30 protein-coding genes are annotated in these 26,277 nt (G+C 62.3%); 16 read left to right on the forward strand and 14 right to left on the reverse strand.

The features are described 5' to 3' along the window. The 3 genes from FHU29_RS03790 to FHU29_RS03800 form a co-directional block, all read right to left on the reverse strand. Positions 1-435 carry a nitroreductase family deazaflavin-dependent oxidoreductase gene (locus FHU29_RS03790; protein WP_064440226.1) on the reverse strand — a complete coding sequence of 145 codons (435 nt, stop codon included), beginning with the start codon at positions 433-435 and terminating at the stop codon, positions 1-3. A gap of 179 nt (positions 436-614) precedes the next feature. Beyond that, the gene (locus FHU29_RS03795) at positions 615-2,045 is read right to left on the reverse strand and encodes an alanine/glycine:cation symporter family protein (protein WP_064440227.1); all 1,431 of its coding nucleotides are present in this window, start codon (positions 2,043-2,045) and stop codon (positions 615-617) included. A gap of 168 nt (positions 2,046-2,213) precedes the next feature. Continuing rightward, a complete protein-coding gene (locus FHU29_RS03800) occupies positions 2,214-3,593 on the reverse strand; it encodes a DUF2252 domain-containing protein (RefSeq protein WP_064440358.1) in 1,380 nt (459 codons plus the stop codon). A gap of 139 nt (positions 3,594-3,732) precedes the next feature. Here FHU29_RS03800 and FHU29_RS03805 point away from each other — a divergent pair, with 139 nt between their 5' ends. The 3 genes from FHU29_RS03805 (at position 3,733) to FHU29_RS03815 (ending at position 5,609) form a co-directional block, all read left to right on the forward strand. Continuing rightward, on the forward strand, positions 3,733-4,167 hold the full coding sequence (locus FHU29_RS03805) for an Hsp20/alpha crystallin family protein (protein WP_064440228.1): 435 nt from the start codon (positions 3,733-3,735) through the stop codon (positions 4,165-4,167). Between the two features lie 65 nt (positions 4,168-4,232). After that, a complete protein-coding gene (locus tag FHU29_RS03810) occupies positions 4,233-4,838 on the forward strand; it encodes a nitroreductase family protein (protein WP_064440229.1) in 606 nt (201 codons plus the stop codon). Positions 4,839-4,844: 6 nt separating this feature from the next. Then, positions 4,845-5,609, forward strand: a complete 765-nt coding sequence (locus tag FHU29_RS03815) for a fructosamine kinase family protein (protein ID WP_064440230.1) — start codon at positions 4,845-4,847, stop codon at positions 5,607-5,609. A 19-nt stretch (positions 5,610-5,628) separates the two neighbouring features. Here the strand turns inward: FHU29_RS03815 and FHU29_RS03820 are convergent, their stop codons facing one another. Continuing rightward, positions 5,629-6,159 (reverse strand): DUF309 domain-containing protein, encoded by a 531-nt coding sequence (locus FHU29_RS03820; protein ID WP_183377464.1) that lies wholly within the window; start codon positions 6,157-6,159, stop codon positions 5,629-5,631. A 434-nt stretch (positions 6,160-6,593) separates the two neighbouring features. Between FHU29_RS03820 and FHU29_RS03825 the strand changes: the two genes are divergently transcribed. Continuing rightward, positions 6,594-7,316 (forward strand): type 1 glutamine amidotransferase, encoded by a 723-nt coding sequence (locus FHU29_RS03825; protein ID WP_064440231.1) that lies wholly within the window; start codon positions 6,594-6,596, stop codon positions 7,314-7,316. A 13-nt stretch (positions 7,317-7,329) separates the two neighbouring features. Here the strand turns inward: FHU29_RS03825 and FHU29_RS03830 are convergent, their stop codons facing one another. From FHU29_RS03830 to FHU29_RS03840, 3 genes are read right to left on the reverse strand one after another with little or no spacing between them, the layout of a single operon-like run. Beyond that, positions 7,330-7,509, reverse strand: a complete 180-nt coding sequence (locus FHU29_RS03830; RefSeq protein WP_064440232.1) for a hypothetical protein — start codon at positions 7,507-7,509, stop codon at positions 7,330-7,332. Then, positions 7,502-8,824: a hypothetical protein gene (locus tag FHU29_RS03835; protein ID WP_064440233.1), complete on the reverse strand. Its 1,323-nt coding sequence runs from the start codon at positions 8,822-8,824 to the stop codon at positions 7,502-7,504. The genes FHU29_RS03830 and FHU29_RS03835 overlap by 8 nt, the downstream gene beginning before the upstream one ends. Beyond that, a complete protein-coding gene (locus FHU29_RS03840) occupies positions 8,821-9,261 on the reverse strand; it encodes a cupredoxin domain-containing protein (RefSeq protein ID WP_064440234.1) in 441 nt (146 codons plus the stop codon). The genes FHU29_RS03835 and FHU29_RS03840 overlap by 4 nt, the downstream gene beginning before the upstream one ends. 272 nt (positions 9,262-9,533) lie before the next feature. Between FHU29_RS03840 and FHU29_RS03845 the strand changes: the two genes are divergently transcribed. Both FHU29_RS03845 and FHU29_RS03850 read left to right on the forward strand, forming a co-directional pair. After that, entirely contained in the window at positions 9,534-9,677 is a 144-nt protein-coding gene (locus tag FHU29_RS03845; RefSeq protein ID WP_157095070.1) for a hypothetical protein, read from the forward strand. A gap of 74 nt (positions 9,678-9,751) precedes the next feature. After that, positions 9,752-10,816, forward strand: a complete 1,065-nt coding sequence (locus tag FHU29_RS03850) for a SagB family peptide dehydrogenase (RefSeq protein ID WP_064440235.1) — start codon at positions 9,752-9,754, stop codon at positions 10,814-10,816. Between the two features lie 61 nt (positions 10,817-10,877). Here FHU29_RS03850 and FHU29_RS03855 read toward each other — a convergent pair whose 3' ends face one another. Both FHU29_RS03855 and FHU29_RS03860 read right to left on the reverse strand, forming a co-directional pair. Then, positions 10,878-12,869 carry an ECF transporter S component family protein gene (locus FHU29_RS03855; protein WP_064440236.1) on the reverse strand — a complete coding sequence of 664 codons (1,992 nt, stop codon included), beginning with the start codon at positions 12,867-12,869 and terminating at the stop codon, positions 10,878-10,880. Positions 12,870-13,059: 190 nt separating this feature from the next. Continuing rightward, positions 13,060-13,575, reverse strand: coding sequence for a lipocalin family protein (locus tag FHU29_RS03860; protein WP_183377510.1), 516 nt, complete (start codon positions 13,573-13,575; stop codon positions 13,060-13,062). 177 nt (positions 13,576-13,752) lie between these two features. Between FHU29_RS03860 and FHU29_RS03865 the strand changes: the two genes are divergently transcribed. After that, positions 13,753-13,977, forward strand: coding sequence for a hypothetical protein (locus FHU29_RS03865; protein ID WP_157095074.1), 225 nt, complete (start codon positions 13,753-13,755; stop codon positions 13,975-13,977). On the opposite strand, the gene FHU29_RS03870 is transcribed toward FHU29_RS03865, so the two are convergent. The 3 genes from FHU29_RS03870 to FHU29_RS03880 form a co-directional block, all read right to left on the reverse strand. Then, positions 13,974-14,858, reverse strand: a complete 885-nt coding sequence (locus FHU29_RS03870) for a hypothetical protein (protein WP_064440238.1) — start codon at positions 14,856-14,858, stop codon at positions 13,974-13,976. The two genes, FHU29_RS03865 and FHU29_RS03870, sit on opposite strands and share 4 nt — an antisense overlap. A 107-nt stretch (positions 14,859-14,965) precedes the next feature. Then, positions 14,966-15,520 (reverse strand): YceI family protein, encoded by a 555-nt coding sequence (locus tag FHU29_RS03875; RefSeq protein WP_064440239.1) that lies wholly within the window; start codon positions 15,518-15,520, stop codon positions 14,966-14,968. Between the two features lie 106 nt (positions 15,521-15,626). Then, positions 15,627-16,172 (reverse strand): YceI family protein, encoded by a 546-nt coding sequence (locus FHU29_RS03880; protein WP_064440240.1) that lies wholly within the window; start codon positions 16,170-16,172, stop codon positions 15,627-15,629. Positions 16,173-16,277: 105 nt separating this feature from the next. Here FHU29_RS03880 and FHU29_RS03885 point away from each other — a divergent pair, with 105 nt between their 5' ends. Genes FHU29_RS03885 through FHU29_RS03900 form a run of 4 tightly spaced genes read left to right on the forward strand, consistent with a single transcriptional unit; the run spans position 16,278 to position 19,628 of the window. Further along, complete coding sequence (locus FHU29_RS03885; RefSeq protein WP_064440241.1) at positions 16,278-17,222, forward strand: ABC transporter ATP-binding protein; 945 nt, start codon at positions 16,278-16,280, stop codon at positions 17,220-17,222. Next, on the forward strand, positions 17,219-17,965 hold the full coding sequence (locus tag FHU29_RS03890) for an ABC transporter permease (RefSeq protein WP_064440242.1): 747 nt from the start codon (positions 17,219-17,221) through the stop codon (positions 17,963-17,965). The genes FHU29_RS03885 and FHU29_RS03890 overlap by 4 nt, the downstream gene beginning before the upstream one ends. Next, positions 17,902-19,026: a sensor histidine kinase gene (locus FHU29_RS03895; RefSeq protein ID WP_183377465.1), complete on the forward strand. Its 1,125-nt coding sequence runs from the start codon at positions 17,902-17,904 to the stop codon at positions 19,024-19,026. Before FHU29_RS03890 ends, FHU29_RS03895 begins: the two co-directional genes overlap by 64 nt. Continuing rightward, the gene (locus FHU29_RS03900) at positions 19,023-19,628 is read left to right on the forward strand and encodes a response regulator transcription factor (RefSeq protein WP_064440243.1); all 606 of its coding nucleotides are present in this window, start codon (positions 19,023-19,025) and stop codon (positions 19,626-19,628) included. The genes FHU29_RS03895 and FHU29_RS03900 overlap by 4 nt, the downstream gene beginning before the upstream one ends. A gap of 2 nt (positions 19,629-19,630) precedes the next feature. On the opposite strand, the gene FHU29_RS03905 is transcribed toward FHU29_RS03900, so the two are convergent. Both FHU29_RS03905 and FHU29_RS03910 read right to left on the reverse strand, forming a co-directional pair. Next, positions 19,631-20,230, reverse strand: coding sequence for a TIGR03086 family metal-binding protein (locus FHU29_RS03905; protein ID WP_064440244.1), 600 nt, complete (start codon positions 20,228-20,230; stop codon positions 19,631-19,633). A 344-nt stretch (positions 20,231-20,574) separates the two neighbouring features. After that, positions 20,575-21,357: an META domain-containing protein gene (locus FHU29_RS03910; protein ID WP_064440245.1), complete on the reverse strand. Its 783-nt coding sequence runs from the start codon at positions 21,355-21,357 to the stop codon at positions 20,575-20,577. A gap of 159 nt (positions 21,358-21,516) precedes the next feature. Here FHU29_RS03910 and FHU29_RS03915 point away from each other — a divergent pair, with 159 nt between their 5' ends. Genes FHU29_RS03915 through FHU29_RS03935 form a run of 5 tightly spaced genes read left to right on the forward strand, consistent with a single transcriptional unit; the run spans position 21,517 to position 26,273 of the window. Continuing rightward, positions 21,517-23,181 carry an alpha/beta hydrolase gene (locus FHU29_RS03915; protein ID WP_183377466.1) on the forward strand — a complete coding sequence of 555 codons (1,665 nt, stop codon included), beginning with the start codon at positions 21,517-21,519 and terminating at the stop codon, positions 23,179-23,181. Between the two features lie 9 nt (positions 23,182-23,190). Next, positions 23,191-23,697 carry an NUDIX domain-containing protein gene (locus tag FHU29_RS03920; RefSeq protein WP_064440246.1) on the forward strand — a complete coding sequence of 169 codons (507 nt, stop codon included), beginning with the start codon at positions 23,191-23,193 and terminating at the stop codon, positions 23,695-23,697. A 58-nt stretch (positions 23,698-23,755) separates the two neighbouring features. After that, positions 23,756-24,457: a YqeB family protein gene (locus FHU29_RS03925; RefSeq protein ID WP_064440247.1), complete on the forward strand. Its 702-nt coding sequence runs from the start codon at positions 23,756-23,758 to the stop codon at positions 24,455-24,457. After that, complete coding sequence (locus FHU29_RS03930) at positions 24,454-25,611, forward strand: sensor histidine kinase (protein ID WP_064440248.1); 1,158 nt, start codon at positions 24,454-24,456, stop codon at positions 25,609-25,611. The genes FHU29_RS03925 and FHU29_RS03930 overlap by 4 nt, the downstream gene beginning before the upstream one ends. Beyond that, positions 25,608-26,273 carry a response regulator gene (locus tag FHU29_RS03935; protein WP_198156530.1) on the forward strand — a complete coding sequence of 222 codons (666 nt, stop codon included), beginning with the start codon at positions 25,608-25,610 and terminating at the stop codon, positions 26,271-26,273. The genes FHU29_RS03930 and FHU29_RS03935 overlap by 4 nt, the downstream gene beginning before the upstream one ends. The last annotated feature ends 4 nt before the right edge of the window (positions 26,274-26,277 follow it).

Raw genomic sequence — 26,277 nt, forward strand, 5'->3', positions numbered from 1 at the left:
TCAGTTTTTGGCGAGGATGACAACCGGAATGGGGCGGCTCGTCATTTTCTGGTACGCGGAGTAGCGATTCTTATTAACTCGATTGACAGCTGCCCAGGCGTCGTCGTATTCGTTGTCGCCAGGCCGCACGACTCGTGCGACGGCGGGGAAGACATCGCGGCCGACCTGTACCTTGACCTCCGGCTGCGCGATGAGGTTATGCAGCCAGCCAGGGTTCTTGCTAGCGCCTCCGTTGGAGGCGACGACGGCGTAGCCGCCGGTAACGGAGGCGTAGGTCAGTGCGCTGACGCGTTCCTTGCCAGTTTTGCGTCCCTTCGTCGTCAATAGCAGCGTCGGCACACCGAGAAGCTTGTGGCCGATCCGTCCGCCACTCCGCTCGTAAAGTGCCTGGTGCGCCTTCAGCGTATTCACGAAGATTGTGCCGGCAATGCTCATTGATCCCCCTTGATCAGTTCATTCGACCCCAGGCTACCCCGGGAGAAATGTCAAGGCGTGAGACTTGAAATCAAAAAATAAAGCCAAGGGGCTTGCCGGTGATGTGGGGCATCGCCGATCCGGTTGGATTTGCCGCGCACACCGCGTGAAATCCAACCGGATCGCACCTCTGGAGTGCGTTAGGAAATGCGCGCGCCTTCTTGCGCGCCTTCCCAGCATTCGACCCCCGCAAGATCTGGCATGTCTCGCTTCGCGAATGTTGGGTTGATGCCGCGGCGCCGTTGTTCGAGGTAGTGATCGAGCAGGCGGAACGCGATCACCGATAGTGGCGCGATGACCAGGAGGTTGATCAGCACCATCACGCCCATGGTGAGGTCAGCCACGTTCCATACCAGAGCGAGTGATCCGACGGACCCGAGGAACACGCATGTGATCACCGCGACGCGGAACGAGTTGAGCGCGATGCGCGAATGGGTCAGGAACTGGACGTTGGCCTGGCCGATGTAGTAGTTGCCAAGGACCGAACTGAACGCGAGAAAGAAGATGACAACGGCGAGGTAGTGAATGGCCCAGTCGCCGAATTGAAGGGCGAGCGCATTCTGTGTCAGTCCCGCACCTTCCCGCTGCCCGAAATCGGGATCGGAAAGCAGGATGATGAATGCGGTCATTGAACAGATAACCAACGTGTCGAAGTAAACGCCCAGCGATTGCACAAGTCCCTGTTTCACAGGGTGTGAAACGGCAGCAGTGGCACTGATGTTCGGGACTGACCCCATCCCGGCTTCATTTGAATAGAGGCCACGACGGATGCCGTGCATAATCGCGGCGCCGATCCCGCCGCCGACAATCTCCCGGAGGCCAAAAGCGTTCTCGAAGATCAGCACGAACATGCCGGGCACTGCATCGATGTTCATGGCAACGACCACAAGACCGAGGCCAATGTAAGACAGCGCAAGGGTCGGCACTATGACCTGGCACACCCAGGAAATTCGGCGGACACCACCGAAGATCACCAGCGCCGTGAGCGCAGCGAGGACTATCCCCAGCCCGAAAGTCACGAAAGTGGATGACGTGCCGGCGGAGTTCCTGACGACATCAGTGATCGTGTTGGCCTGCACACTGTTGAAAACGAGGGGGTAGGTGACGATGGTGACAACCGCGAATATGGCCGCAATGCGGTGCTTCCCGAGGCCACGGCTGATGTAATAGGCCGGTCCACCGCGATAGCTGTCATGGTCTTTGACCTTGTAGAGCTGCCCGAGAGTTGATTCGACGAATGAAGTCGCCGCGCCGATCAGTGCCGTAACCCACATCCAGAAGACGGCACCTGGGCCTCCAACGGTAATCGCGATGGCGACACCGGCGACATTCCCGGTGCCCACCCTGGCGGCGGCCGAAATGGTGAACGACTGGAACGATGAAAGACCTTTCCGTCCGTTCTCCATGGTCAGCGATGGCTCTGAGATCAGCCGGACCATCTCGCGCCCGAGCCGGAACTGAGCGAACCTGGACCGGATCGTGTAGTAGATACCCGAAGCCAGAAGTAGGGCGATAATCAGATACCAATAGCGGTCATTGATTTCGGTAATGAAGCTGTTTAGTTGATCCACGGGACCACCTTTAGTGAAAAGGAATAAGCTGCCCTTCGGGGGCATCGGAAAAACGGTACGTTAGCTTCGGCGCAGCACGGCCTTGGGGCATTTTGTTACGGTGCTTTAAATGTGCTGCTGAACGGACCTTTCCGAGGATGGTGGTGTCCGGTATATCCGTATTATGGTTTACGCATTATTCACAGGTAGCTCGCCGTCATCAACAAGCGCGAGAAATTCAGCGTAATCCGCCTCGACCTGGGCGGCGTAGGACGTGGCGTAGGCGGCGATGGCGCGGTCGAAGTGCTTCCCTCTCGCGAGGTACGCCCAGAGCGTGCGCGAGTCGACTGTCCGGCAGTGTGCGCGGGCAAGTAGCGCGCCAGTCAGGCGGCCGTAATCGTCAAGGTTCTTCGCGGTCAGGCGTGCCGGATCAATATCCGCCTTGTGGTTGCGGAACTGCCGCACCATGTATTCGCGCTCACCGATGTTCGTCCACCCCAGCCACGAGTCGCTGTCCGCTTGCATGATGCGGATGCCCTCGACGATGCGCTGCCCATTATGGGTGGGCGCGGTCTCAGGAACATACGGCGCCAGCAGTGAACGCTGCGCCTGTTTGAGTTGCAGGACGAGCGCCTCATTCCCATTACCCTGCAGGAGAACAAGGTAACTCCGCAGCCCGACGCTCCCCGTGCCCACGATCCGGTGGACGACGTCGTGAGCGCGATATCGCGCACTGAGCGGACGTTTTGCAGGTGGCAGCGTCGCGGTGTAGCGGCGCAGCGCATCGACGACGTCAGTTTCGTCTTCCGGCGATATTCGCGTGCGAATCGGTGGGTCTTCAGTGAATTCCCACTGGCCGTCGTCACGTGCGGTCCATCGGTCGGCAACGCGTTCGGAGGTGTTCCGCGCTGCTTTCCGGAGCGCGCGTGCGTAGTCGTCAGCGAGTGCGTCGGCCTTGGTGCGAGAGATCACCGATTCGTCGGCGAAATTGCGCCAGGCGTCGAGGAACGGTGTGGCGGAGACGCGCCGAGCGGCACGCCGGTACGCGCGCGCAGCGTGACGGGCCGCGCGAACGCACGTCCCGTCGTCGATGTCGTTCTGTCGGCCAGCGAGGATCAGGCTCGCGGCGAGGCGTTTGACGTCCCACTCCCAGGGGCCCCGGACGGTCTCGTCGAAATCGTTGACGTCGATGACGATGGACCCGAGCCGTCCGCCAAACAGCCCAAAGTTAGATGCGTGGGCATCGCCGCATAGTTGTGCGTGCAGACCCGTGACGGGTTCGTGGGACAAGTCGTACGCCATCAGCCCCGCGGTGCCGCGGAAGAAAGCGAAGGGGGACTGGCGCATCCGTTCAATCCGGATGGGCAGCAGGTGTTCGTCACGTCCCTCATTTGTGGCTTCCATGTAGTCCCTGACCGTTGGGCGATCGGTCTGGGCAGTGAAGTAGGTATGCGCTTCGTGGGGAATGTAGTCGCGGAGATCCCGGCCCTTGTCGCGTGCCTCAGCCGCGTCGGTCCAGGAGTCGGCACCGTCTCCTGTGAACAGCGTTTTCTGGGTCCGCTCGTCCATGAGCACCACCTTGCCTCATTGAGGACACGCGACATCAAGTTGAGTGGAATACACTCAATTATGCTGGTGTTATGTCAATCGAAAGTGGCTAGTCGCCTTCGAGCGAAAAGCAAACCAGACCAGATTGAAGGAGTGTGAAATGGCAGTACCAGCCCGCCGCGATCCCCGCCGATGGGATCCGTTCCGCGACTTCGAGGAACTGTACGACCGACTCGGCCGATGGTTCGAAGAAGGAACCGGAGAAGCGAGAACGTGGGCGCCGTCCGTCGATATCGAGGAGACGGATCTGGCGTACAAGGTCGACGCGGAACTCCCAGGTGTGCAGAAGGACGACATCACTGTGGAGTACCGCGACGGCATCTTGCAGATCGCAGGCGAATCCAAGGAGAAGGAACGCGTCGGCATCGTCCACCGGCGTACCCGCCGCACCGGGCGGTTCAGTTACCAGGTGACAGTGCCGACAGAAGTCGACGCTTCAAAAATCGACGCCAGTCTCTCGGACGGTGTTCTGACCGTCACACTTCCGAAGTCAGAGACGAAGAAGTCCGTCCGCAAGATCGAAGTCCGCGGCTAGTTCGGAAACGCGGCCCGGGAAGTCTCCCGGGCCGCTCTCGCGCGATTCACGCTACGGTTGTCGCGATGGATGCTGAACTTTCCGAAACACTGCCGCGCGGCGTCGTCGAGTCGATCGCGCGTCGACGGTCCTACTTGACGCTGACGAGTGACGCTCCGAGCGACTCCGTCATCACGGACCTCATCCAGGCGTGCACCTCGGTCGCCGACCACAAAGCGTTGCGGCCGTGGCGAATCATCACCCTCCGAGGTGCCGCGCGTGAACGTTTTGGGGCCGCCATAGTGGAGCACGAGTACGGCGATGCTTCGTTGCTGACAGACCCTGACAAGATCGCCGACGCGCGCAAACTCGCCGGTAAGCCAATGCGGGCGCCACTGCTGATCGCGATCGTGCACAGGTTCGTCGGCCACCCCAGCGTCCCCGAGTGGGAACAGGTCGCCAGCGCTGCTGGCCTAGGCCACTTGCTCTCGCTCGCATTGTTCGACCAGGGCTGGGGTGTCGTATGGCGCACCGGGCCGTTCGTGAATATGCCGGAGGTAGCCGAAATGCACGGGCTGAAAGACACCGAGCGGCTGCTTGGGTGGCTGTACGTTGGCGGAATCGACCCGTCCGACGTCAAGCCGCGCAACCGCAAGATCGACGCCGCACAACTGATCACCCGCCTGGAGTGAGCCGCAATGCGTAACTTCATCAAGCGAAACGCGCTGCACCCAGATTTCTATCGTGCCGAACACGCGGGTCTTGAATGGCTGCGCGCTGCTGGCCTGCCCGTCGTGGGGGTCATCGCGTTCGATGAAGATTTCATCGAGCTTGAGCGTCTCCAATCCGCGGCGCCCAGCCCCGTCGCGGCGCGAACATTCGGTGAACGGCTCGCGAAGGCGCATGGAGTCGGAGCGCGGGGATTCGGTGCCCCGCCTGACGGTTTCGACGGCCAGATGTTCATCGGTACTCAGCCGATGCCCTCAGGCCCGGAAGCAGTGCACACCTCGTGGGGTGAGTTCTACGCCGCCGAGCGGGTACTGCCGTTCCTGCCCCGTGCACGCCAGCTCGGAATGATCACTGCGGCTGCGGTTTCGGTGGTTGAGAAGGCCTGCGACCTGGCCGCGTCAGGTGTGTTCGACAACGGAGCGGAACCGGCCCGGATACACGGCGATCTGTGGTCGGGCAACGTCATGTGGACCATTGATGGTGCCGTGGCGATCGACCCCGCGGCACACGGCGGTCACCGTGAAACCGACCTCGCGATGCTGGAGCTGTTCGGCTGCCCATTCCTCGACGAGATCATGGGCGGCTACCAGTCAGTCTGTGAGCTGGAAGCAGGCTGGCAAGAGCGGATTCCGCTGCATCAGATGCATCCGCTGGCGGTACATGCGGCAGGGCAGGGGGCTCACTATGGCCACGAACTGGAGCGCGCCGCGCGCGCCGTACTGAGGCTGGCATGAATTCGGCGTGCGGCCAGGTTCAGCAACCCGTCAGTGGCGGCACGGCAAGCCAAACAGGACTGGCTTCACTGTGATTCTCAAGCTCAGCGGATTGGTGTTCTGACCACGCCCGCAGCCCGTCGACATCGATGGTGAACGGTCGCGTGTCCTGAAACGGCTCCAAATGCTCTGCTGCGCGAGTCAACAGCCGGGCAGCACCGCTCAGATTGCCGCGCGCCGCATGCGTGACGCCTACAGCAAGCTGCGCGAGACCTTTCCACAGTCCGCGCCACTGCTCCGGCGCGGACTTCCAGGCGTCTTCGAAGACTTCGTGGGCGTGAAACGGCATTCGTTGATCGAGCAGCGCAGACGCCTCTGCGAGGGTCTCCTCGGGCGTGCGGACTTGTCCTTCTTCAAGGCGGGGAACTCCCTGGGAACCGTAGGGCAGCGGTCTGCCCAGCGCGTCCCGCGGCCGCGCATTGCGTGCGCGGCCCGACTCATCTCTATCTCGAGTCTCATCAGTACCTGTCAATTGAGTCTCCAGGTCCTCTTCTGGTCCGCGATGCGTCACAACTCCATGGTTCCAGGCGCTGCGCGTCCAGCCGAGCACCAAGGCGACCGCGTTAACCGGTCTTCGTCAGCCAGACTTCAGTCGCGCACGAACAGTCGGGCTGGAGCGCATCGCAATCAAGCACCCAGGCATGCCGGTGCCGAGCCGGTGCGAGGCACTCATCGCTGGTGCATTCACGGGAACCCCCAGTGTGAATGATGAGCGTCCCATGGCAGTGGTCTAGCTCTGCAGTGCAGTCAGCACAGTCCGTTGTCAGCCGCATGTCCTACTTCTATCAGGGCACACCGACAAATTTTGGCGCCGACACGGGCCTAGAAGTGACTGGGAGCACAGAGAGCCCCTGCCAGCATGCAATTGCACCTCTGGATGTCTACAGTGCTCTTGGTACGTGGTTGTGCTCCGCACAGTGGGGCAGTGAGGAGTCAGCACCTCGGATGGGTGAACGAGTTGTCACGGTCATCGAGAACCACCCAAGCTGCCCGCTCGATCTGCTCGAACAATCGTTGGCGATGGTCAGCCTCGAGGTCGTGCGGCCTTACTATGGCGACACCCTGCCTAGTTGTGACGACGTCGGCGATGGTCTGATCGTTCTCGGTGGTTACCAGAGTGCGATCTCGGACGACGATTGTCCGTGGCTGCCTAAGGTTCGCGCCTTGTTGCGCGACTGTGTGGACGCTTCAATCCCCACCCTCGGCATCTGCCTCGGCGCGCAACTCCTCGCTCTCGCGTGCGGCGGATCGGTGAATATCGATGCTGACGCAGGTCTGGAAGGTGGGGTAGCTGAGATACGGTGGCTTCCCGAGGCGAACCTGGATGAGCTTTTCGGCCGGATCGCGGTGTGCTGTAACCCGATGCGGTCGCCCAGTATGCACTTCGACGTTGTGGAGACTCTTCCCGCGAGCGCCACCCTGCTCGGATCATCCGCAATGTACCCCAACCAGATTTTCCGGATCGGACGCCGAGCGTGGGGGTTGCAGTGCCACCCCGAAGCGTCCTTCGGTACGTTCCGGGCGTGGGCAACCGACGCGGCAACCCAGGAGTCGATGAGTCCCAGCAGTTTCCTGCGGGCCTATCAGGACCGGGAACCTGAAATTGTCGCGACCGCCCACATGGTCGGAAGATCTTTCGCGCGCGTCGTCGGGTGTTCGGGCCGCTGACGATACGGGTCCGCTACTCGGGTTCCTTCTCCCAATCCTCTTCTTCCCAGTCGTCGTCCCATTCCTCACCCTCCGGTGGGCGCTTCTTGCGGGCGGTGTAGATAAGTGCGGCAATGATCGCGAGCGGGCCGAGGAGCATGAGCGCTTCATCCCAGCCGCCCTGATGCATGAGGACGATTTCAACCTCAGACACTGGACACCAGCACAATCCCAATCACCGTATAACCCACCATGAGCGCGAGCGCAGGGTATTGTCCAGTCTTCTTGTAATCAGGCCGGATGATCTGCAGTGCGCGATCGTGGGCCGAAACAACGGCGACGATGTGCCCGACGATGATTGCGCCGACCTGCACGAGGGCAATCAGGCCTGTGGAAAGCACTGCGTAGTTGATGCCGGTCCCGGCCGTGCCAAACAGGTCCCATCCCTGCCCGAATGGATCAGTAGCGAGCAGGAAGCCGGCCTGCCCCTGAAAAATCGCGAAGGAAAAGTAATGCGCGATCGTGTAACCCAGCGCGAGCGGGATGAGCGAATGGGCGAAGGCGCCATACAGGTCGACGGGCGGCTCACCGCGCCGGGGCTTTCGCAGATACGGCCGTGTCAGCCACATCGCTCCCACATACATCGCGGAGAGGAACCCGACGGTCGCGGCAAGTGCAAAAGTTCCGGCAACCGCCGTCCAGAACGGAGTCAACGGATCCACGAAGTCCGGCCACATCGGGATGCGGGTCACGCCATCGAACGTCGTCGAGCCGAGAATCAGCAGCAGCACCGGAGTGAGGCCGTGAGATGGCCCGTCGACCAGTCCATTGAGGGGGCTGCGGACCACAATCCGTCCGTCGTTCCGCCGCCCGAAGGGACTCAGCCGCGCAATGAGTGTGAAGTAGACCTCGAACCCGTCGCCTCGTTCGAACCACTTCGGCCCGTAGTAGGCGCCAGCAACAGCCATCGTCACTGCGTAGAGCGTGACAAAAACGGCGATCGCACGGGGAGAATCTGACGCGGGGTACACGAGTTCGAGCCAGAGAAAAGCTGCGAGTCCAGCGATCGCTGGCCAGAATGCGAGTTTGTCGAGCGATCCGTCACGCCCGGGCCGGTAGAGCACGGGCGCAAGCCCGCGAGCGAGGATCCGCAGCGGATTCGCGACCCGGTAGATTCGCCCGAAAACCAGCGACAACGCGATGACTCCAAGCCAGAACCACACATAAAACCACGTGCTCGCCGGGTTGGTGAACGAGCTATCTGTGCCAGCCCACGCAGTCGCGAGCAGCAGCACGAAGAACACCAGCCCCGCGGCCTGGAGCACGAAATGAAGTGCGCGGCTGTCGACGAAGCGTTCTATGAAAGTCGGTACGGGGCGGCCCGCTTCGGCTCCGAGTAGTCGCGGTTTGGTCCACATAAAGGCCAGTACCACGAACGAAACCAGCACCGCCGCCGCGCCCGTGTAGAGCGCAAGCCAGAGCGGGACGGGCAGGTCGGAGCGACCGTGGAGCCCGTGCGCAAGGATCATCCCTCGACCCGCAGTTGTGTCAGGACAGCGTTCGCGTTGTGCAGTTCAACCTCGAAGATCCCGGGCAGGTCCGCCGTGAATTCGAGCCGGGAAGTCTCGCCCGGCTCGACGTCTGCGTAGAGATCGTAGCCGTGCACGTGGAGCTCTTCAGCGGTGTTCGACGTGACCTCGATAACGACAGTGCGGCCGATTTCAGTAGAGATCCGGGCGTCGCCGTCGACCCGGCGCCCGTCTTCCGCCACAAAGCTGAATACGTCCGAGTCAGCGGCGCCTTCCGCATCATCAGCGGACTCGGCAGCTGTCGTGCCTTCACGAGCCCCGCCGTACGGCCCGGGTGCAGCGCTCTCGTCGCCGCACCCGGTGAGTGATAGTGACACCGCGGCAGCGATGGCAAAGCCCGCGAGCGAACGGCGCGACACTAGTGCCGAGGAAGACATCGTTGACTCCTAGGTTGATCTGCGTTGATCCAACTGTATCGAGCACATGATCTCACTTGACGTCCGAAATGCGCCAAAAAATAGTGGGGTCAGCCACCCGCCGGGCGGGAGTATGATCAGAATCGCGTTATTTCACACACACTTGGAAATCTGCTCCAGCAGAGGTGTAACAACTTCCGCCCGCCAGCGATGTATATGGCAGAGAGTCTGAGCGTGTGAGCCAGGGCGATGCCTGGATCCGCTCGGTTACGCGGGGAAGGACAACGCAGAACATGAACATCGACGAAATGGCACGCGGGCTGTTTGACACAGTCGCAGCAGATGACGTTGTGCTGGCCGCATTTTCAGTGGAAGCAGCGGCGTTCCGCGCGCATAAGAGTGACTACATCGAGTCGCGTCCGCGCCCCCTCAGCTAACGCGCCGCCGGGCTGTCCGGTCGCCCGTACTATCACAGGCAGTGTGTGGTGATGGGAGTTGGGGAGGCAATCGGATGGAGCGGGTGAAGGTCGCTGAATATGCCGCCATGTTCTGGAAGGGCGGCGACCTCATCTGGGACGATTACCTTCATCACCGACAGTTTGCCCTCACCGCAGAAAGCGAAAGCATTCTGCGGTGGTTTTCGTCATGGCGCATTCTTTCAAGTATCGGCGCGCCAGGCGAGATTCAGCGCGCGATCGCAGACCGGTTGATCGACGAGAAAGTGCTCATTCGGGAAGGCTCCGCGGAGCACTACGAAGAAACTCGCCTTCTCGACGAATGGGGCTCGTGGGGAGCTGGCACACGGTACCACCACTTCGCGTCGCGGACCGATGAGACGGTGACCTATCTAGACCCCGCATCGGACCACATGGCATTTGCCGACAAAGCGAAATCTGAGCCCCCGCCGTCGCCAGTCAAAACTTTTCCCGAGCGGCCGATTACGGTAACCGCTCCGGAAGTTCATGACCTCTCGCGCTGGAAGCGTCCGGCGCTCGTCGACGCGTTGTTCTCGCGCCGGTCGGTGCGTCACTACAGCCGGGCAGCGATTCCCCTCGACATGCTCGGGACGCTGGTCGATATCGCGGCTGGGCCGATCGACGTCATCGACAACGAAGAAACCGGATCAGTCGTCCGGAAGACCAGCCCGTCCGCGGGGGCACGGAGTCCGATCGAACTTTACGCCCACGTCAACCGTGTTCATGGACTACAGCCGGCCGTCTATCACTATGCCTCCGCGCGCGGCGGCCTTGAACGCATCCGGCCAGCGGCACGCCCCGCGACCTTGCGCCGGGCGGTGGGGGACCAGCCGTGGCTTGCCGATGCCCCGGTATTGCTGATCTACACGGCGGTCCTGCAACGGACACGGTGGCGTTTCGAGTCCCGGCGTGCTTACCGGGACATTCTGCTCGAGGCGGGCCATATCAGTCAGACCGTGCTGTTGACGGCGACTGCCATGGGGCTCGGTTCTGTAACTGCCACGGCTCTCTGTGACTCGGTCATCGAACAGATACTCGGAGTAGACCCCATCAGCGAGCCCCTGCTCGCCGTCACCGCGCTCGGTTTTCCTGCCACATAACGGCCAGTGAGCGGGCCAGAGGAGTTTCCTCAGGCCCGCTCACTGCCGCTCCAGTCTGCCGTTATGCGGTAGCTGGTTGTGGCTTTGACTTCGCGTCATCGGGACGCTTGTTCTTGCCGTGTGCTGCGGTTGCGTAGCACCAGCCGTAGAACGCGATCAGTCCGTACCAGAAGATCTGGACGATGGCGTAGGCGACCGTCCATACCCACGCTGGAACGTCGTCGCTGACTTCGCGCTGCAAGAACTCGTGCTCAGTGATGAGTTCCTTGGTTTCACCTGCTGCGGTGGTCACCTGGCGGCCCTTGTCGCTGAGGATCTCAGGGTCGTCCGGAGCGTATACCGGGTACGCAATGTGCACGGTCGGTGGCAGGTGGACTCGAATCAGGGTCTTCCACGAGCCGTACATGGGCAGTGGACGCTCCGACTGGAACTCACCAGGATTCCCTGTCTCCACCATCGGGACGCGGACGACACCTTCAGCGCCGCCGGCTTGAGGGTCACGCGGGATGTTCGGAACGCTACGGTCTTCACGGCCCTGCCAGCCGAGGGCATACAGCCAGATAGCGTCCTGAACATCTTCCGGATTGCTGAACCGCACCGTCATGATGGCTTCACAGCGGCGTTCAGCATCACATTCGGTGTCACCTGTGTTCACGGGCAGGGGTTCGCCCTGCTCATTGAAGTAGGTGACGTCGGTGAAGCTGGCGGTCGCTTCGACACCCGGGCGGTCTGTCGGCGGTGCGTAGACAGCCATCAAGCCGATGAACGTCAGAATGCCGACGAGTCCAGCTGTGTGAGCCTTCCAGAACGCGGGTGTGCGCGGCGATAGGCCGATGACCTTCTCCGCGTCCTCTCGTGTGAACGAGCTGCGAGCTTCAACAAGATCGAGCTTCTGCGTATGCCACGCGGCAAGAAGACCGCCGCCGACACCGGCAATTGTGCCGACGGTCAGCATGAACGGCAGCGCCGATGCGGGCAGCGGCTGCGGCAGTGGCATGAAAACGTGGCTCCAGCCCCACTCCGCGAACATCCCGAGCGAGCCGACCAGAAGCCCAGCAACCACGCCGAACCGCACCTTGTTAGCCGGGTCGATGACGGCCGCCACCAGTTCGATGATCAGCGCAGCCGGGAGGAACAGCAGGAATCCCGCGATGAGAACGCCGGGGAGCAGCGCGACCGTCGCCATCAGGAAAAGATGCGCGACGATGTAGACGGCCCACGCGAAGATAGCGCCACCGGGCCCGAACCGCATTCTGACGGCGGTGAACACCCAGCCAGTCAGGAACGCCGCGATGATGAACTGTGTCGCCGCGGGGAACTGTGGCACACCGAGGTCGAACTCCATCAGGAACGCGAATGGGACGATGCAGAGGCTGAGGATGACAGCCTCGCGGAGCCTGCCGAAACTGGAAACAGCGCCCGGAGCGCCCGTCTGCTTCGCCTCAGCATGCAGCAGGACGACACCCAGGATGCAGGTGACGGCACCGCCAATCATCATGATGTGTGTGGGGCCCCACTCGGTGACGTCCGGGCCGAACAGCCGATGCCACACGTCGTCCGCGGGGAAACCGGTGAGGGCGATGAGACCAGCCGCGGTCATGATGAGCGCGCCGAGGGGGCTGCGCCAGCCAGGTGCAATGCGGATGGTGCGGCCAGGAAGTTTGCTCCGGTGGCCGAGAATGATGCTCAGTACACCTGCGCTGAAGAAGCCGAGGATGCCGAAGAAGATCGGCCAGTGAGACGGATTCGACAGCGCTCCGTCGTCGCGACCGTCCTGCATATGCAGCGCCACATCCCACCACACGCCGAAACCCGCAGCGAGGATGCTGATGATCGTGAGGTATGCGGGGAGACTGAACCAGCGAGGCATTCCGTCTCGCTCGGCGAGCCAGTCAGCGAACCGCCCGATTACCGACGATTTCCCTGCGCGCTCGCGCAGCATGAACCAGGCGACTGGCGCGGACACCACTGCTGTGATGATCAGCGCGATCACAATATCCCGGACGTCTGCACCGCCTACGGGTGCGACGTCAGGTGGCTGTGCGACAAACATTGTCGAATTGCCCTCTCACAGTTTGCGGAGCCACTGGTGCACAGTCGCATCGTTGCGACATCCAGACGAATCCGATTTCTGAGACAAAACGATACACACAGTATGCTCACTGGTATAGAGTCCTTCGGGTTCTGTGAGTGATGCTCATACCAGGGCTGAATTGTGATCTCAGTCGCTTTCGTTTACCCCGCTACAAAGTACAGAGTGGCCTGATCTCCTCAAGTCCTCCAGTGGTAGGCGACGTAAGGAAAAAACAGGAATCCCAGCCGCGGGACTCGATTGTTGAGCGCACTAACTGCCATTGTTCAGTCGAAATGCTGGATGTCCTGGAGAGGACGAATCCCGATGTTCGGGCGGGATCGCCCACGATGGCGACCGAATACTCGTCGTCGACATAGGTGACGACGTAATTGGGAATTTCCTCAGCGATTTCGAACGGCACCGTAGGAAAGCGGACCCGCAATGCGGCGTTGGTCGCGGAGTCGGTCACCCGCGCCGTCCCGTCGATCTGGGACTGCTCGCCGGTCCATGTCGTGCAGGTATTGCGGACGGAAATCTCACCGGGACCGATGATTCCGTACTCTGCCCGAGTATCGCGGGCGCACTGCAGGCTGAAGGGCTGCGGTATCGCGGCTATTTGCTGCCACGTTCCTCCGTAGCGTTCAACGTCGAGCGACGGTACTGGCGGCAATGGTTCGGGAAGCATGGATCCCGGTGCTGCGGTCGCGGTGCCAGGCAGTGCGACGAGTGCGGCGGCGGCAAGGGCGGCAGGCAGGGTGCGCTGTATGAGACTCACGAAAACAGTCTGTCAGAAATGCACCACGTTGGTGGCAGTTGTCACATGTGTTTGAGTTCGGCGGAGGTGTGTGGTGAAGATATCCGCGTGAAAGAAGTGATCGACCGTTTGATAGGTGCCGCGCCCTACGCTGCCGGTTCGCTGCTTGCTGTAATCGTTTTTCGCTTCTTTACCGGCAGTGATGCGGACGTCGCGATCCTCGATTCACTGGGCGGCGGCGCGTTCGCTTGGGGTGCTATGGCGCTGCTCGGCGTGGGGCTGCACCCCAAGGCAGCACCGCGGCCCGCGCCCCGTCCGGTGGCTGACGCTTAGCTTACGGTCGGCAGCGGCGGAGTGAACTCCAGATTTACGTATGGCTGCGCGCCGCCAATCGCATCGGCCGGCCACTCCGCAGTAGCTTCATGTACTTCGTCGTCGAGCTGCAGCCGCACCTCATAGCGGTGCGGTGGCTGACCGTCTTCGAGGGATCTTGCCGTCTCTTCCGTGAAGAACCGCAACGACCCTTCTGGGCATGCGGTTGGGGTCGCCTCAGATTCGATGGTTTGTGTCACGCCGTCAGCCGAGGTGATGGTGATGGCAACCGAGGCCCGCTGAGGGTCGGCACGCAGGTCGGTGAGCGTCAGGTCGGGGAAGGACATCGACAAGGGGGCGAATTCCGACGCAATCGCGAGCGCGGCCTGCGGTTCGGGCACTGCGCCGTCCTCTGGGGTATCCCAGCGGAACATGACTGCAGCGTCACCTTCCGGCGCTCGGACGACGAGGAGCACGTCGTATTCACCAGCGAGTCCCACCGGTTCTAATGTGAACGTGCCGTCTGGGTTTTCCTGAAGGTCGGTTTCGTAATTCCGGCCGCACTCGTCGCTGCCAGCCTCGCGGAAGTTCGCGACGAATTCCGCTGCCTCGCCGGCGAAATCGACGGTGACGCTGTCCGGGCTTCCGATGCTCAGGGGGTCTTCCGGCTCCTCGCCATCCACGCACCGGTCAATCCAGCAATAAGTCCAGGGTTCTAGTTCGGTATCGACATCGCCTGCCCGGACCCGGATAGGCGGCGGCGCTTGCCCATCCGCGGCGGCTTCGGTGGTCGGAGCCGTGGTCACGGGGGCGGGAGGGTCGGTGTCGGTGTCGGTGCCGCACGCGGCGAGACCAGCTATCAGGACAGCGCAGCTGACCAAAGCGGCCGCGGATCGAGCCACGACAACACCCCGCTCTCAATCGCGATGGAATCCGTTCCCGCGATGCTACCCGTACAGATGCAGGGGGCAGTCCTAACGGACCACCCCCTGCGCCGACCGGGCCAGGGTTACTGCTTGATGGCTTCGATCTCGAGAATGATGGTTACTTTGTCGCCGACGACCGCGCCACCGTTCTCCAGTGGGGCATCGAAGTTGACGCCGAAGTCTTTGCGGTTGATGACTGTGGTGGCTTCGAAGCCGGCGACCTCGCCCTGTCCCATGCCCGGGTTGACGCCGTTGAACTCGAGGCTCAGTGTCACCGGCTTGGTGACACCACGGAGTGTGAACTCGCCGTCGACGAACACGTCACCGCCCTCTGCGCGTACGCCGGTGGACCGGAAGGTGGCAGTGGGGTGGTTCGCCGCATCAAAGAAGTCGGTGCTGTGCAGGTGCTCGTCGCGCTGCTTGTTTTTCGTCGTCACTGAACCGACGGCGATGTCAGCGGCCACTGCCGCGGACCCGTCGTTCTCGACGGTGACCTGGCCCGAAAATTCTGTGAACTCACCACGGACCTTGCTCACCATGAGGTGGCGGACGCTGAAGGTTACTGAGGAGTGGACGGGGTCAATCGTCCAGGTGCCTGCAGTGAGGCCGGGAAGGGCGGTGGTGACAGCAGCGGTCATGATGAACTCCTTAGTTACGATGTCCAGAAGTAATTGCTCAAGCAACTACATATAGTAGAACATTCAACTAGCGAGGTCCATTCCAATGGTGACCAGCGTCACATCGCTAGTCTGCGGCGGACAGGCCCGCGTCAACCTCGACGGCCACATCGTCAGCAAGCCGGAGGGCCCCAAAGAAGGCAGAAAACGGGGTGATGCCCCAACGGCTCTGCGTCACAGTTGCCGAGGCGTGCAGCCGCCCACCGGGACTCACGGTGCCACTGACGGTCAACGGCTGCGTCTTGCCGACCAGGGTCAGCGTGCCCGGCGCTGAAACAGCATCGTCAACCTGGGCGGTGGAGTCAGCCGTGAACGTGATCACCGGATACTTGCCAGGCTGCAGCACCTTGACCATGTTCTTCTCGGTCATTTTACGGTCTGACGACGTCATCGGTTTGAGGCCGCCCAGCGCATCCCGGATCGTGAGCGAACCCGCATTCACCTCGACATGCACCCGGGCCGACCCATCCGGGCCGACCACGACATTCCCCGTCCACTCGGCTGCCTCGATCACCAGGTCATGCCCCGCCCGGGCGCCGAGTCCGCTGCGACTGGTCTTCACCAGCAAGCGCCCCGAGTCTGGTCCGAGCCGAAACGTTCCTTCGCCCACCATGACCCAAAGCGTAGCCGCAGTCCCCCCGCCGGCATGACAACTGTCACGCCAATCTCGTGACATCTGATCCGTGGCCGCGCGTCACCCATCAGCGAACGTAGAAGCATGACTAGCCGACCACCCGCAATCGAAATACGCAACCTGCACAAGAGTTTCCGGCAACGAGGCGGCGACCCCGTCAGCGCGGTTCAAGGAATCGACCTGACAATCCAGCGCGGCGAAGTTGTTGCGTTACTCGGACCCAACGGCGCGGGCAAGACCACCACGCTCGACCTCGTGCTGGGGTTTGCCACTGCAGACCAGGGCGAAGTTCGCGTCTTCGGGGGAACACCCCGCGCCGCAATCGAGGACGGGGCAGTGTCAGCAGTCCTCCAGACTGGCGGGCTGCTCGCCGACCTCACAGTTCAGGAAACTCTCAAAGTGGTGGCGTCCCTGATGCCCCGGCCACTCCCAATAGATGAGGTCCTCGATCGTGCTGGCCTCACCGCTGTTGCCCGGCACATGGTGGCGAAGTGTTCGGGTGGCCAGCAGCAGCGCCTGAAGTTCGGTCTCGCGTTGCTCGCAGACCCAGAATTGCTGATCCTTGACGAGCCCACAGCCGGGATGGACGTCCGTGCCCGCCGCGAGTTCTGGGGCACCATGCACGCCGAAGCACGGCAGGGACGAACGATCGTGTTCGCGACGCACTACCTCGAAGAAGCGGATGCGTTCGCCAACCGAGTGGTTCTGATGTCGCGCGGCAGGATAGTTGCCGACGGCTCCACCTCGGAAATTCGCGCCCGGGCAACCGGGCGCACCGTCAGCGCCCGAGTGTCGGCGGACATGGCGCAAACCGTGCAGGAATCCATTCTCGCGATCGACGGCGTCCAGGACGTCACCATGCGCGGAGGGCGAATGTCGATCGCATGCCACGACTCCGACTCGGTAGCCAAGTATCTTTTTGACCGCGCCCTGGGCTATGACCTGGAGATCACCTCCGCGAACCTCGAAGAAGCTTTCATCACCCTGACCGCCGACAGCCTCGACGACAGGAAAGGGGTGTCAGCATGAGCACCACCTATGTCACCACCGAGTTCCAGCGCACTGTCCGCAACTTTCCCAACATGTTCTTCATCGCGCTGCTGCCCGGTGCTTTCTATCTCGTCTTCGGCGCACTGATGGAGTTTGGGGCCGAACCCGCCGGCTCGGGCAACGTCGCCGCTGTGATCATGACGTCAATGGCCTGCTACGGCGCCGCGATCGCGACCATGTCAATTGGTGGCTCCGTCGCCGTCGAGCAGTTCCAGGGATGGGGACGGCAACTCGCGCTCACGCCGCTGACGTCGTCGGGGTTCGTCGCCATCAAAGCCGTCGTGGCCATCGGCGTCGCAGCGCTGCCTGTGCTTGTTGTGTACTCACTCGGCTTCTTCTTCGGAGCGCAAGCGCCACCGCACGTATGGATCCTTTCCGCGTTGCTGTGCTGGGTGGGATCGGCACTTTTCGCGCTTTTCGGGCTCGCCGTCGGCTTTGCCTTTCGCACTGAAGCGGCGCTGAGCGCGGCTGGAGGGCTGCTCGTCATCCTTGCGTTCTTAGGCAACGTGTTCATCCCACTGACGGGCACAATGCTGGCGATCGCCAAATTCACACCGATGTACGGGATGGTGGCGCTCGCTCGCTATCCGCAAACGGAAGGCGCCTACGCGGGAATGACGGGCGAATCGCTATGGATACCTGTGGTAAACGTCATGGCATGGGCGATCATCTTCGGGGTAGCGGCGGCGATCATGTCGCGCCGGGCTCTGGCAAGGCGATGACTGACGAGCGGGACTACAGCTGGTTATACGGAGCGGTATGGCTCATCTTCCTTGTATTTCCCGCGACGGAACTGTTCACGTCAGACCAGTCGTTCGCGGCTCTGACGGTCGGCGGGACGCTGCTCGTGGTTTTCGCCGGGGTATTCGTCTACGGTCTGATTTCGCTGAAATGTATAGGCCAGGATGACCTGCGGGCGAACCTTGTGGTGCTGGGCATGGTTGCCATCACGGCACTGATGGGCTTACTCATCGGACTCGCCGCAATGGGAATGACAGCGTTCGTCATCAGCTACGTGTTCTTTGCCTGGCCGATGCGCAGGGCGGCTGCCCTCGCACTTTCCGTCATCGCGCTGGTCCTGGCAGGGCCTGGTGTGATTTTCGGTGGCGAGTTCGGCAGCTACTGGGGGTTTTTGCTGTTCCTGGTGCCGGTCAGTGTGATGACCGCGCTGTCACGGGTCATGGTCCTCAAGGAAGAATCTCGCCGCGAACTCCAAGACGAACTGTCCAAGGTCGCTGAGCGAGACCGTATCGCCAGGGACGTCCATGACATCCTCGGCCACGGACTTACCGTGATCTCGGTGAAGGCCGAACTGGCCGCGCGCCTCATCGACTCTGACCCAGCCCGCGCAAGGCGCGAACTCGCTGAACTGCATACGCTCGCTCGCGGGGCGCTCGCGGAGGTGCGGTCCACGGTGACGAGAATGCGATCCCGCAGCCTCGATGAGGAGCTGCGCACCGCCCGGACCGCGCTGACCGCCGCAGGAATTGAAGCTGCCCTGCCCGCATCCGCACCCGAAGTGCGGGACGGTGCCGAGGAGGTATTCGCCTGGGCCGTTCGCGAAGCTGTCACCAACATCATTCGGCACAGCGGAGCGAGTCGATGCGCGATCACACTGAAGGCTGACTCCGTCACGATTACCGACGATGGGCGGCGAAACGGCCCGTTGCTCGAAGGCCAAGGGTTGCGCGGGTTGCGCGAACGGGCCGCCACGGCGGGTGCCCGGGTGGAAATTGGGGCCGTACACGGTGGAGGGACGAGTGTGGAGGTGGCGGTGCCGTGATCAAGATCCTGCTCGCCGACGACCAGGCGCTGGTCAGGGGCGCGTTAGCCGCTTTGCTCGAGCTCGAACCAGACCTGTCAGTGGTAGCGGAAGTAGGCAGCGGAGACGCTGTCACTCCGGCAGTGCTGGAACATCAGCCCGACGTCTGCCTGCTCGACATCGAAATGCCCGGGTTAGACGGAATCGCCGCAACCGCGGCCGTGAGGGAGCGATTCCCGGCTACGCGCGTACTAATCGTCACAACGTTTGGCCGGGCGGGTTATTTGCGCCGCGCGATCGATGCGGGGGCGAGTGGCTTCATCGTCAAGGACACTCCGGCGCGCGAACTCGCGGATGCAGTGCGCCGTGTGCACGCTGGCCTGCGCGTCATCGACCCAGCCCTAGCCTCGGAAACCCTGGTCGACGGAATCAACCCGCTTACCGAACGGGAACGCCAGGTGCTGCTGCACGCACTCACCGGCGCCACCGTCGCGTCAATCGCACGACATGTGCACTTATCCCAGGGGACCGTTCGCAACTATTTGTCGTCCGCGATTGGAAAAACTGGAGCGGTGACGCGCGGTGAAGCTGCCCAGATCGCCCAATCACGCGGCTGGTTGTGACGTCAGGGCTGCCAGTGCGGACTACGTCCTGACAGCCCGATCGCGCGATCCAGTGCGGGAGCATCGCTGGGCACCTCAATAACTGGTCCGAACAAGCCTTCACGCTCCGCTTCCTCACCGGGAGCCGCCGACATTTCAGTGAACGACAGGCAGGCGGCGGTGCTCGCGTCGTCGCAGAAGAACTCCTGGCCGGTGGCCCGGGCGAGGTCCCAGCCGTGGAGCACGAGCTCATCCAGCGCGACAAGTCCCGTGATCTCCGCGGGCATCGTGACGCCGCCGATGGTGGTTTCACCGTCCCAGGCTGATGGGTTGCGCCACGTCTCGGCGAGCGTAGCCAGGTGAGCGGGGATGGTGACTCGCCACTCGGCGGGAAGGTCGTCCGCCGAGGGCGCGGGCGGGCTTTTCAGCAGCGCCTCGGCTTCAGGGCTTTTCGGCGTCACCGGTGCAGCCAGGTGGAACGCGTACGCGAGGCCCTCAATGTGCGCGAGCAATGTCGCGACGGAGTAGTCCTCGCAGGGTGTAGGGCGAGCAAGGTCGGCATCGGAGATAGCCGGCAGGAGCCGTTCAATCTCTTTGGCGGCAGCTGTCAGGTCATAGCGCATGTAAGTAGTGACTGGCGATGCTCGCGAAAATCATCGCGCGCAAAATAGTCGATCTTCATGACGCGCATGTTAGAAACTCACAGCCTGATAGCCGATCTGGTGACCTTCTTGAAACTCAGTGCCAACATCTCGGAAACGAGGCGTCCATAACGTAGTCGTTGCCTTGCAAGGGTGACATGTAGTTCCGGCAACAGAAATGAAAGGACTGCCAAACATGGGTCTGGTAGCTGGTCTTATCGCAATCGTTGGCGATCTGCTTCACCTTCTGCTCGGGGGGCTGTGAGTCACTGATCCGCTGAGTTAGCTGCAAACTGGCCCTGCCATCGCTGATGGCGGGGCCAGTTTCAGTTTTGGGCGCGGAATCTCAGGCCGTTGCCCGCTTCGGTTGTGACGGTGAGGATGTCGGCGTCAATAGAGGCCGTCACGGTCGTCGACGAGAGAGTGGCGAGTACAGCCCGTTCGATGTCATCCCGGTCAGGCAGGCAGGCCATACGTGTCGTCGCGAGCGGGCTGAAAGTGATCTGATCGCCGTCGATCTCGGCGGTGCCATGGAAATTGTTGCAGCCAGTTGTGCCTGTTGCCCGACCGTCTTGGTCGATCGTCAGGGTCGGCCGCGCTTCCTCTAGCGCTGCTGACGTGCTGATGGCGTCCCGTTCGATGATCGAGTCAACCACCCACTCCGTCCCGCTGAGCGGCAGGTCAGGTTCGGCCACCTTCCGGTCGAGCAACCGGACTGTCCCAGTATCTGTGCGCAGCGTCAGTGTGTCGCCGTCTAGGGTCCATTCGGGTTCCGCGGCGAAAAGTGCGCCCACCCAATCATCGGCTCCAGCGACTTCGGGCGGACAACCGATGAGGGTCATCGCGAGCTCACCGGTGATGATCCGTCCGCTTTCGAGGCGCGCGGTGCCCGCCGCCGTGTTGCACCCCGCGTTCGCGATGAGGCGAGAGTCTTCAGCGAACTCCAGGCGCAAAGGACCACCGCCAGGGATCTGCGGTCCTTCAACCTCCGTAGAGAGAAAAGTCCGGCCGGACAGGTCATTCATGGCTGCCTCAACTTCATTTCCGCTGCAGGCGGCCGACAGCGCGCCGCAACCCAGCCCGAGGAGCGCGAAAAGCGTCTTCCGCATCAATGCCTGCTTCCAGTGGTGGGGTTCGAGACCAAGGTACCTTTTTCGTGACCCGGTACAAGACGTACATTTTCGTCGGCATGTTGTACGTTTTGTACGCGTCCAGACAAAGGCATTCCCCGTTCTGCAGTTGTCACAGCGGCCACATACAGTCCTTTTATGACACACCGTCAGAGGCTGCTGCTCTGGGCGCGCACATTCCATCCGGTTGGGCTCGCTGTCGCGCTCGTCTTCTACGTATGGTCCATGTCTCCGTCACTGCTGCCCAGGCCTTGGTTCCTCCAGGCAGTAGCGACCGCGATCAGTTTGGCTATCGGGTACGGTCTCGGGTGCCTGGCAGCCTGGATTGTGCGCAAGTGCGGGCTCCAGCCGCAGTGGTCTGATCGCGTCCGGCACATGGGGTGGGTGCTGCTGGGTGTCAGTGCGCTGATCTTCATCCCCGCCTTTGCGATTCTGGGTTCCTGGTGGCAGGAATCGATCCGCGACATCGTTGGCGTGCCGAGAGAGGGGCGCCCGGTGTATACGGTGCTGCTCATTGCCGCGTTCGCGCTCGGACTATTGCTCGTTATGCTCGGCCGTCTTATTAGACGCGCTACCCGAGTACTCGCGCACTGGCTAGGCCGCTACGTGCCGGTCCCGGTCGCGCGACTCGCTGCGGTTGTCGTCGTCGTTGTGGTTGGTGTGCTGGTTATCGATGGGACCGTGCAGCGGGGTGTTCTCGGAGTCGCGGAACGGTCTGCGGCCGTCGCGGACGAGTCCACCGCGCCGGAAGTCGTGCAACCGAACCAACCTGAACGTTCGGGATCGCCAAGCTCGTTGCAGCAGTGGGACACCCTTGGACGGGAGGGCAGAACTTTCGTCGCCGGCGGCCCCCGCGCCCAAGACATCACGGACGTCACTGGCCGCCCCGCGATGACGCCGATCCGTGTCTACGCCGGTCGTCTGTCCGCGGACGGGGTCGACGAAACCGCGAAGCTCGTGGTGGAAGAACTTGACCGCACAGGCGGTTTCGACCGTTCGGTGCTCGCGGTCGCGACCACCACGGGCCGTGGCTGGGTCAACGCGAACGTGGCATCCTCACTTGAATACCTCACTCACGGTGACAGTGCGATCGCATCAATGCAATATTCATTTCTCCCAAGTGCGCTCTCGTTCGTCGCGGACAGGGAAACACCGCAACTCGCAGGCCGCGCGCTGTTCGAAGCCGTGTACGAAAGGTGGCTGGAACTGCCCGAAGACGACCGTCCGAAACTGGTCGTCTTCGGTGAAAGTCTCGGATCATTCGGCGGCCAGGCGGCGTTCTCCGGCGGGTACGACATGATGGCGCGCACCGACGGCGCGCTGTGGGTGGGGACCCCCAACTTCTCCGAACAGTGGGGCGAAATCACTGCCAGCCGTGATGCCGGGTCACCCGAGGTGCTTCCTGTGATCGCTGGGGGTGAGCACATCCGCTTCGCGTCAGATCCTGACGACCTGAACGGTGCGCACCTCAGGTCCGAATGGAAAGCACCTCGCATCGTGTACTGGCAGCATGCCTCGGACCCAATTGTCTGGTGGAGTTTCGACCTGGTGCTCAATCGTCCTGACTGGCTGCGCGAGCCGTTGTCTCCACGACTCGAGCCGGGCGTGCGTTGGATACCTTTCGTGACGTTCTGGCAGGTGACCCTGGATATGGTGTTCTCGGTCGACGTGCCGTCTGGCCACGGGCATACCCATGGCCCTGAAGCTACTGACCTGTGGGCAAATATTCTGGGAGAGGCGCCGGACGGCACCCAATGGACACCTGAGGAGATCGCGGAGATCCGCGACGCCCTGGCTGGGTAGGAGAACCGAGTGAGCGAATTTCAGTACTGTCCGCAGTGTGCAACCCCGCTGAAAGATGCGCACATCGGCGGCGAACCCCGGAACTCCTGCCCCGAATCCCAGTGCGGGTTCATCCACTGGGCCAACCCTGTGCCCGTTGTTGCCGCGATCGTGGAGCACGAGGGCCACGTCATCCTCGCGCACAATAAAACGTGGCCGCCCACATGGTTTGGCCTCATCACGGGTTTCCTCGAGCGTGGTGAAACCCCAGAATCAGGCGTGCAACGCGAGGTGGAAGAAGAACTTGCCCTCACTCCGCACGAAGTGACATTCATCGGCCATTACCCGTTCGAGCAGATGAACCAGATCATCATTGCCTACCACGTCACAGCGACAGGCACCGTCGTGCTGAACGAGGAACTCGACGAGTTCAAACATGTCCGGCCCGACAAACTCAAACCGTGGCCGTTCGGCACGGGGCATGCGGTCGCGGACTGGCTGCAACAGAGGAACGCGGCGGGATCATACGAAAGTTGACGGTGGAAGCCGGCCTAAGACGATTCCCGGGCAGGCCGCGCAACCCTACCGTGAGGGTATGAACATGAAGGCGTCCGCGCACGGACCGGAAACAGAGCTCGGGTTGTCCTTCCCGATCCGGCTGCTGCTGTTCATCGGATCCCCGCTGGCCGGCGCGGCGGTCGGCTACAGCTTGCCGCGTGTCGCAGAGTGGGCGCTGAACCTGCCCTGGATTCCGATGCGTGGCCCGCTCGAACTGGTGTCCTCCTTCGACCAGCGCTGGTCGATCCTGGTCTTTCTCGTTGCCGGCTTTCTGCTCGGGGTCGTGTTCGCCGTGATCGCAGTGGTCGGCTGTCTGACGATCACGGTGAACAACCATGACGTGACTCTGACGAAAGACGGCGATTCCCGCACTATCAGCAGGAGTGACATCAGTGCCGCCTTCGTAGACGGCAGAAACCTCGTGCTGCTGGACCGCGAGTCACGGCACGTGTGCCGCGACCACCATGAGTCAACGGTGGCCGAGCTGGCGAGTGCGTTCCGCAACCACGGATACCCATGGTGTGACCAGGACCCGCACGCAGACCTGTACCGCCGGTGGATCCCCGCTGCACCTGAGTTGCCTGCCGGGGTAAACGCGCTGCTGAAAGCGAGGGAGGAAGCGCTGCGCAAAAAGGTCGCCGAGGATGTCACCGAGTTGCGCGGCGAAGTCGAACGACTCGGCTACACCGTTCGGGAAGAGGGCACAAAGCAGTACTGGCGCCCCCTGGTTGGCTCATGACGGAGAGCCGCCGATCTGCCCGCGATATCACCGCTGACGTCGTCGTTGTCGGTGTTTCACTGTTCGTCGTGCTACTCGCGGCGCTGGACGCCCATGCGTCCGGCCTGGCGATCGATGCACGGTTCATTTCCGCAGTGGTGATATCGGTGCTCGGCTGTCTCGCACTCCTATGGCGCAGGACGTGGCCGGTACACATCGCGGTGGGTCTCATCCCGGTCGCGCTGATCACGGACTTCGCAGGAATGGCGACGCTTTTCGCGGTTTTCGCGGTGGCCGCGCGACGTTCACTCCGCGCGACAGCATGGATCACCTCAGGGCATTTAGCCGTTGTGGTGACTTACTACCTGCGTGCGGAAATTCTGCAGGAAGAGCAGATCGCTTACATCGTTTTCAGTGTCATCGTCACGCTCCTCGTGGCCGGGTGGGGCCGGTGGGTGCGCAACAGGAGGCGGCATCTCGCTGAACTTCGCGAACAGGCCCGTCACACGACCGAACTCGCGGCGAGTGAAGCGGAACGTGTCCGCAGTCTGGAACGTGAACGGATCGCGCGGGAAATGCATGACTCTCTTGCGCACCGGATTTCAATGGTCGGACTGCACGCTGGTGCGCTGGAAGTTCGTCCAGACGCGTCACCTGAGGAGGTGACCAAAGCGGCAGCGATCATCAGAACTAGCGCGCGTCAGGCGCTTGATGATCTGCGTGAGATTTTGGGGGTTCTCCGGGACAACGGCGACGACACACAGCGCCCACAGCCTGAGATTGCTGAGCTGACGCGGCTCGTCGACGACTCACGATCCGCCGGTCACCAGGTCCATTACGACGAACGGATCGGCAACTCTGACACGGTTCCAGAAACGCTGGGCCGGACGGTGTACCGCGTCGTACAAGAGGGGCTGACGAATGCTCGCAAACATGCGCCTCGCGAAACGGTCACTGTCACCCTCGAACGCGACGGGGATGACATCCACGTCCATATTTACAATCCGCTCCCAGCCGGACCAGCCCCCTGTGCGGCACCCGGAACGCGGCAAGGCCTGATCGGGATGGATGAACGGGTCGGACTTGCGGGAGGCACCGTGCGCCGCGGGATCCGGCGCGGCGCGAGCGGAGATGCCGAGTTTCATCTGGAAGTGTGGATCCCGTGGCGGCAATGATCCGGGTCTTACTCGTCGATGACGACGCTCTCGTCCGATCAGGCCTCGCTTTGATGCTCGGTGCCGATCCGTCTATCGAGATCGTCGGCCAATCCCCAGACGGTGCGCATGCGGTGCAGGCTGTCGCTGAGTGCCGCCCCGACGTGGTGCTGATGGATATTCGTATGCCAGTCATGGATGGGCTCACCGCTATTGAACATCTCCGGAAGAATGGCCCTGACCCGGCGATCATCGTGCTCACGACGTTCGACACGGACGCTCATGTGCTGCGTGCGCTGCGGCTGGGAGCGGACGGCTTTCTCCTCAAGGACACACCGCCGCGCGACATCCTCGATGCGATCCGGCGCGCGGCGCAGGGAGAGCCCGTGCTCTCACCAGCGGTGACGCGACGGCTGGTCGACCACGTCACTCGTTCGGAGGAGATCCCCGAGTATGAGCGGCGCAGCCAGACCGCGCGGCAGGCCCTCGACACTCTCACTGAACGGGAGCGGGAAGTCGCGCTCGCGGTCGCTGCGGGCATGTCGAACTCCGAGGTCGGAAACGCGCTCCACCTGAGCATCCCCACCGTCAAAACGTACATGTCTCGGGTGCTGGCGAAGCTCCACTGTGAGAACCGCGTGCAGGTCGCGATCCTCGTCCATGACGCCGGGCTCGGGCCGTAGGCCA

The organism is Hoyosella altamirensis (assembly GCF_014191505.1).
Lineage (GTDB): Bacteria > Actinomycetota > Actinomycetes > Mycobacteriales > Mycobacteriaceae > Hoyosella > Hoyosella altamirensis.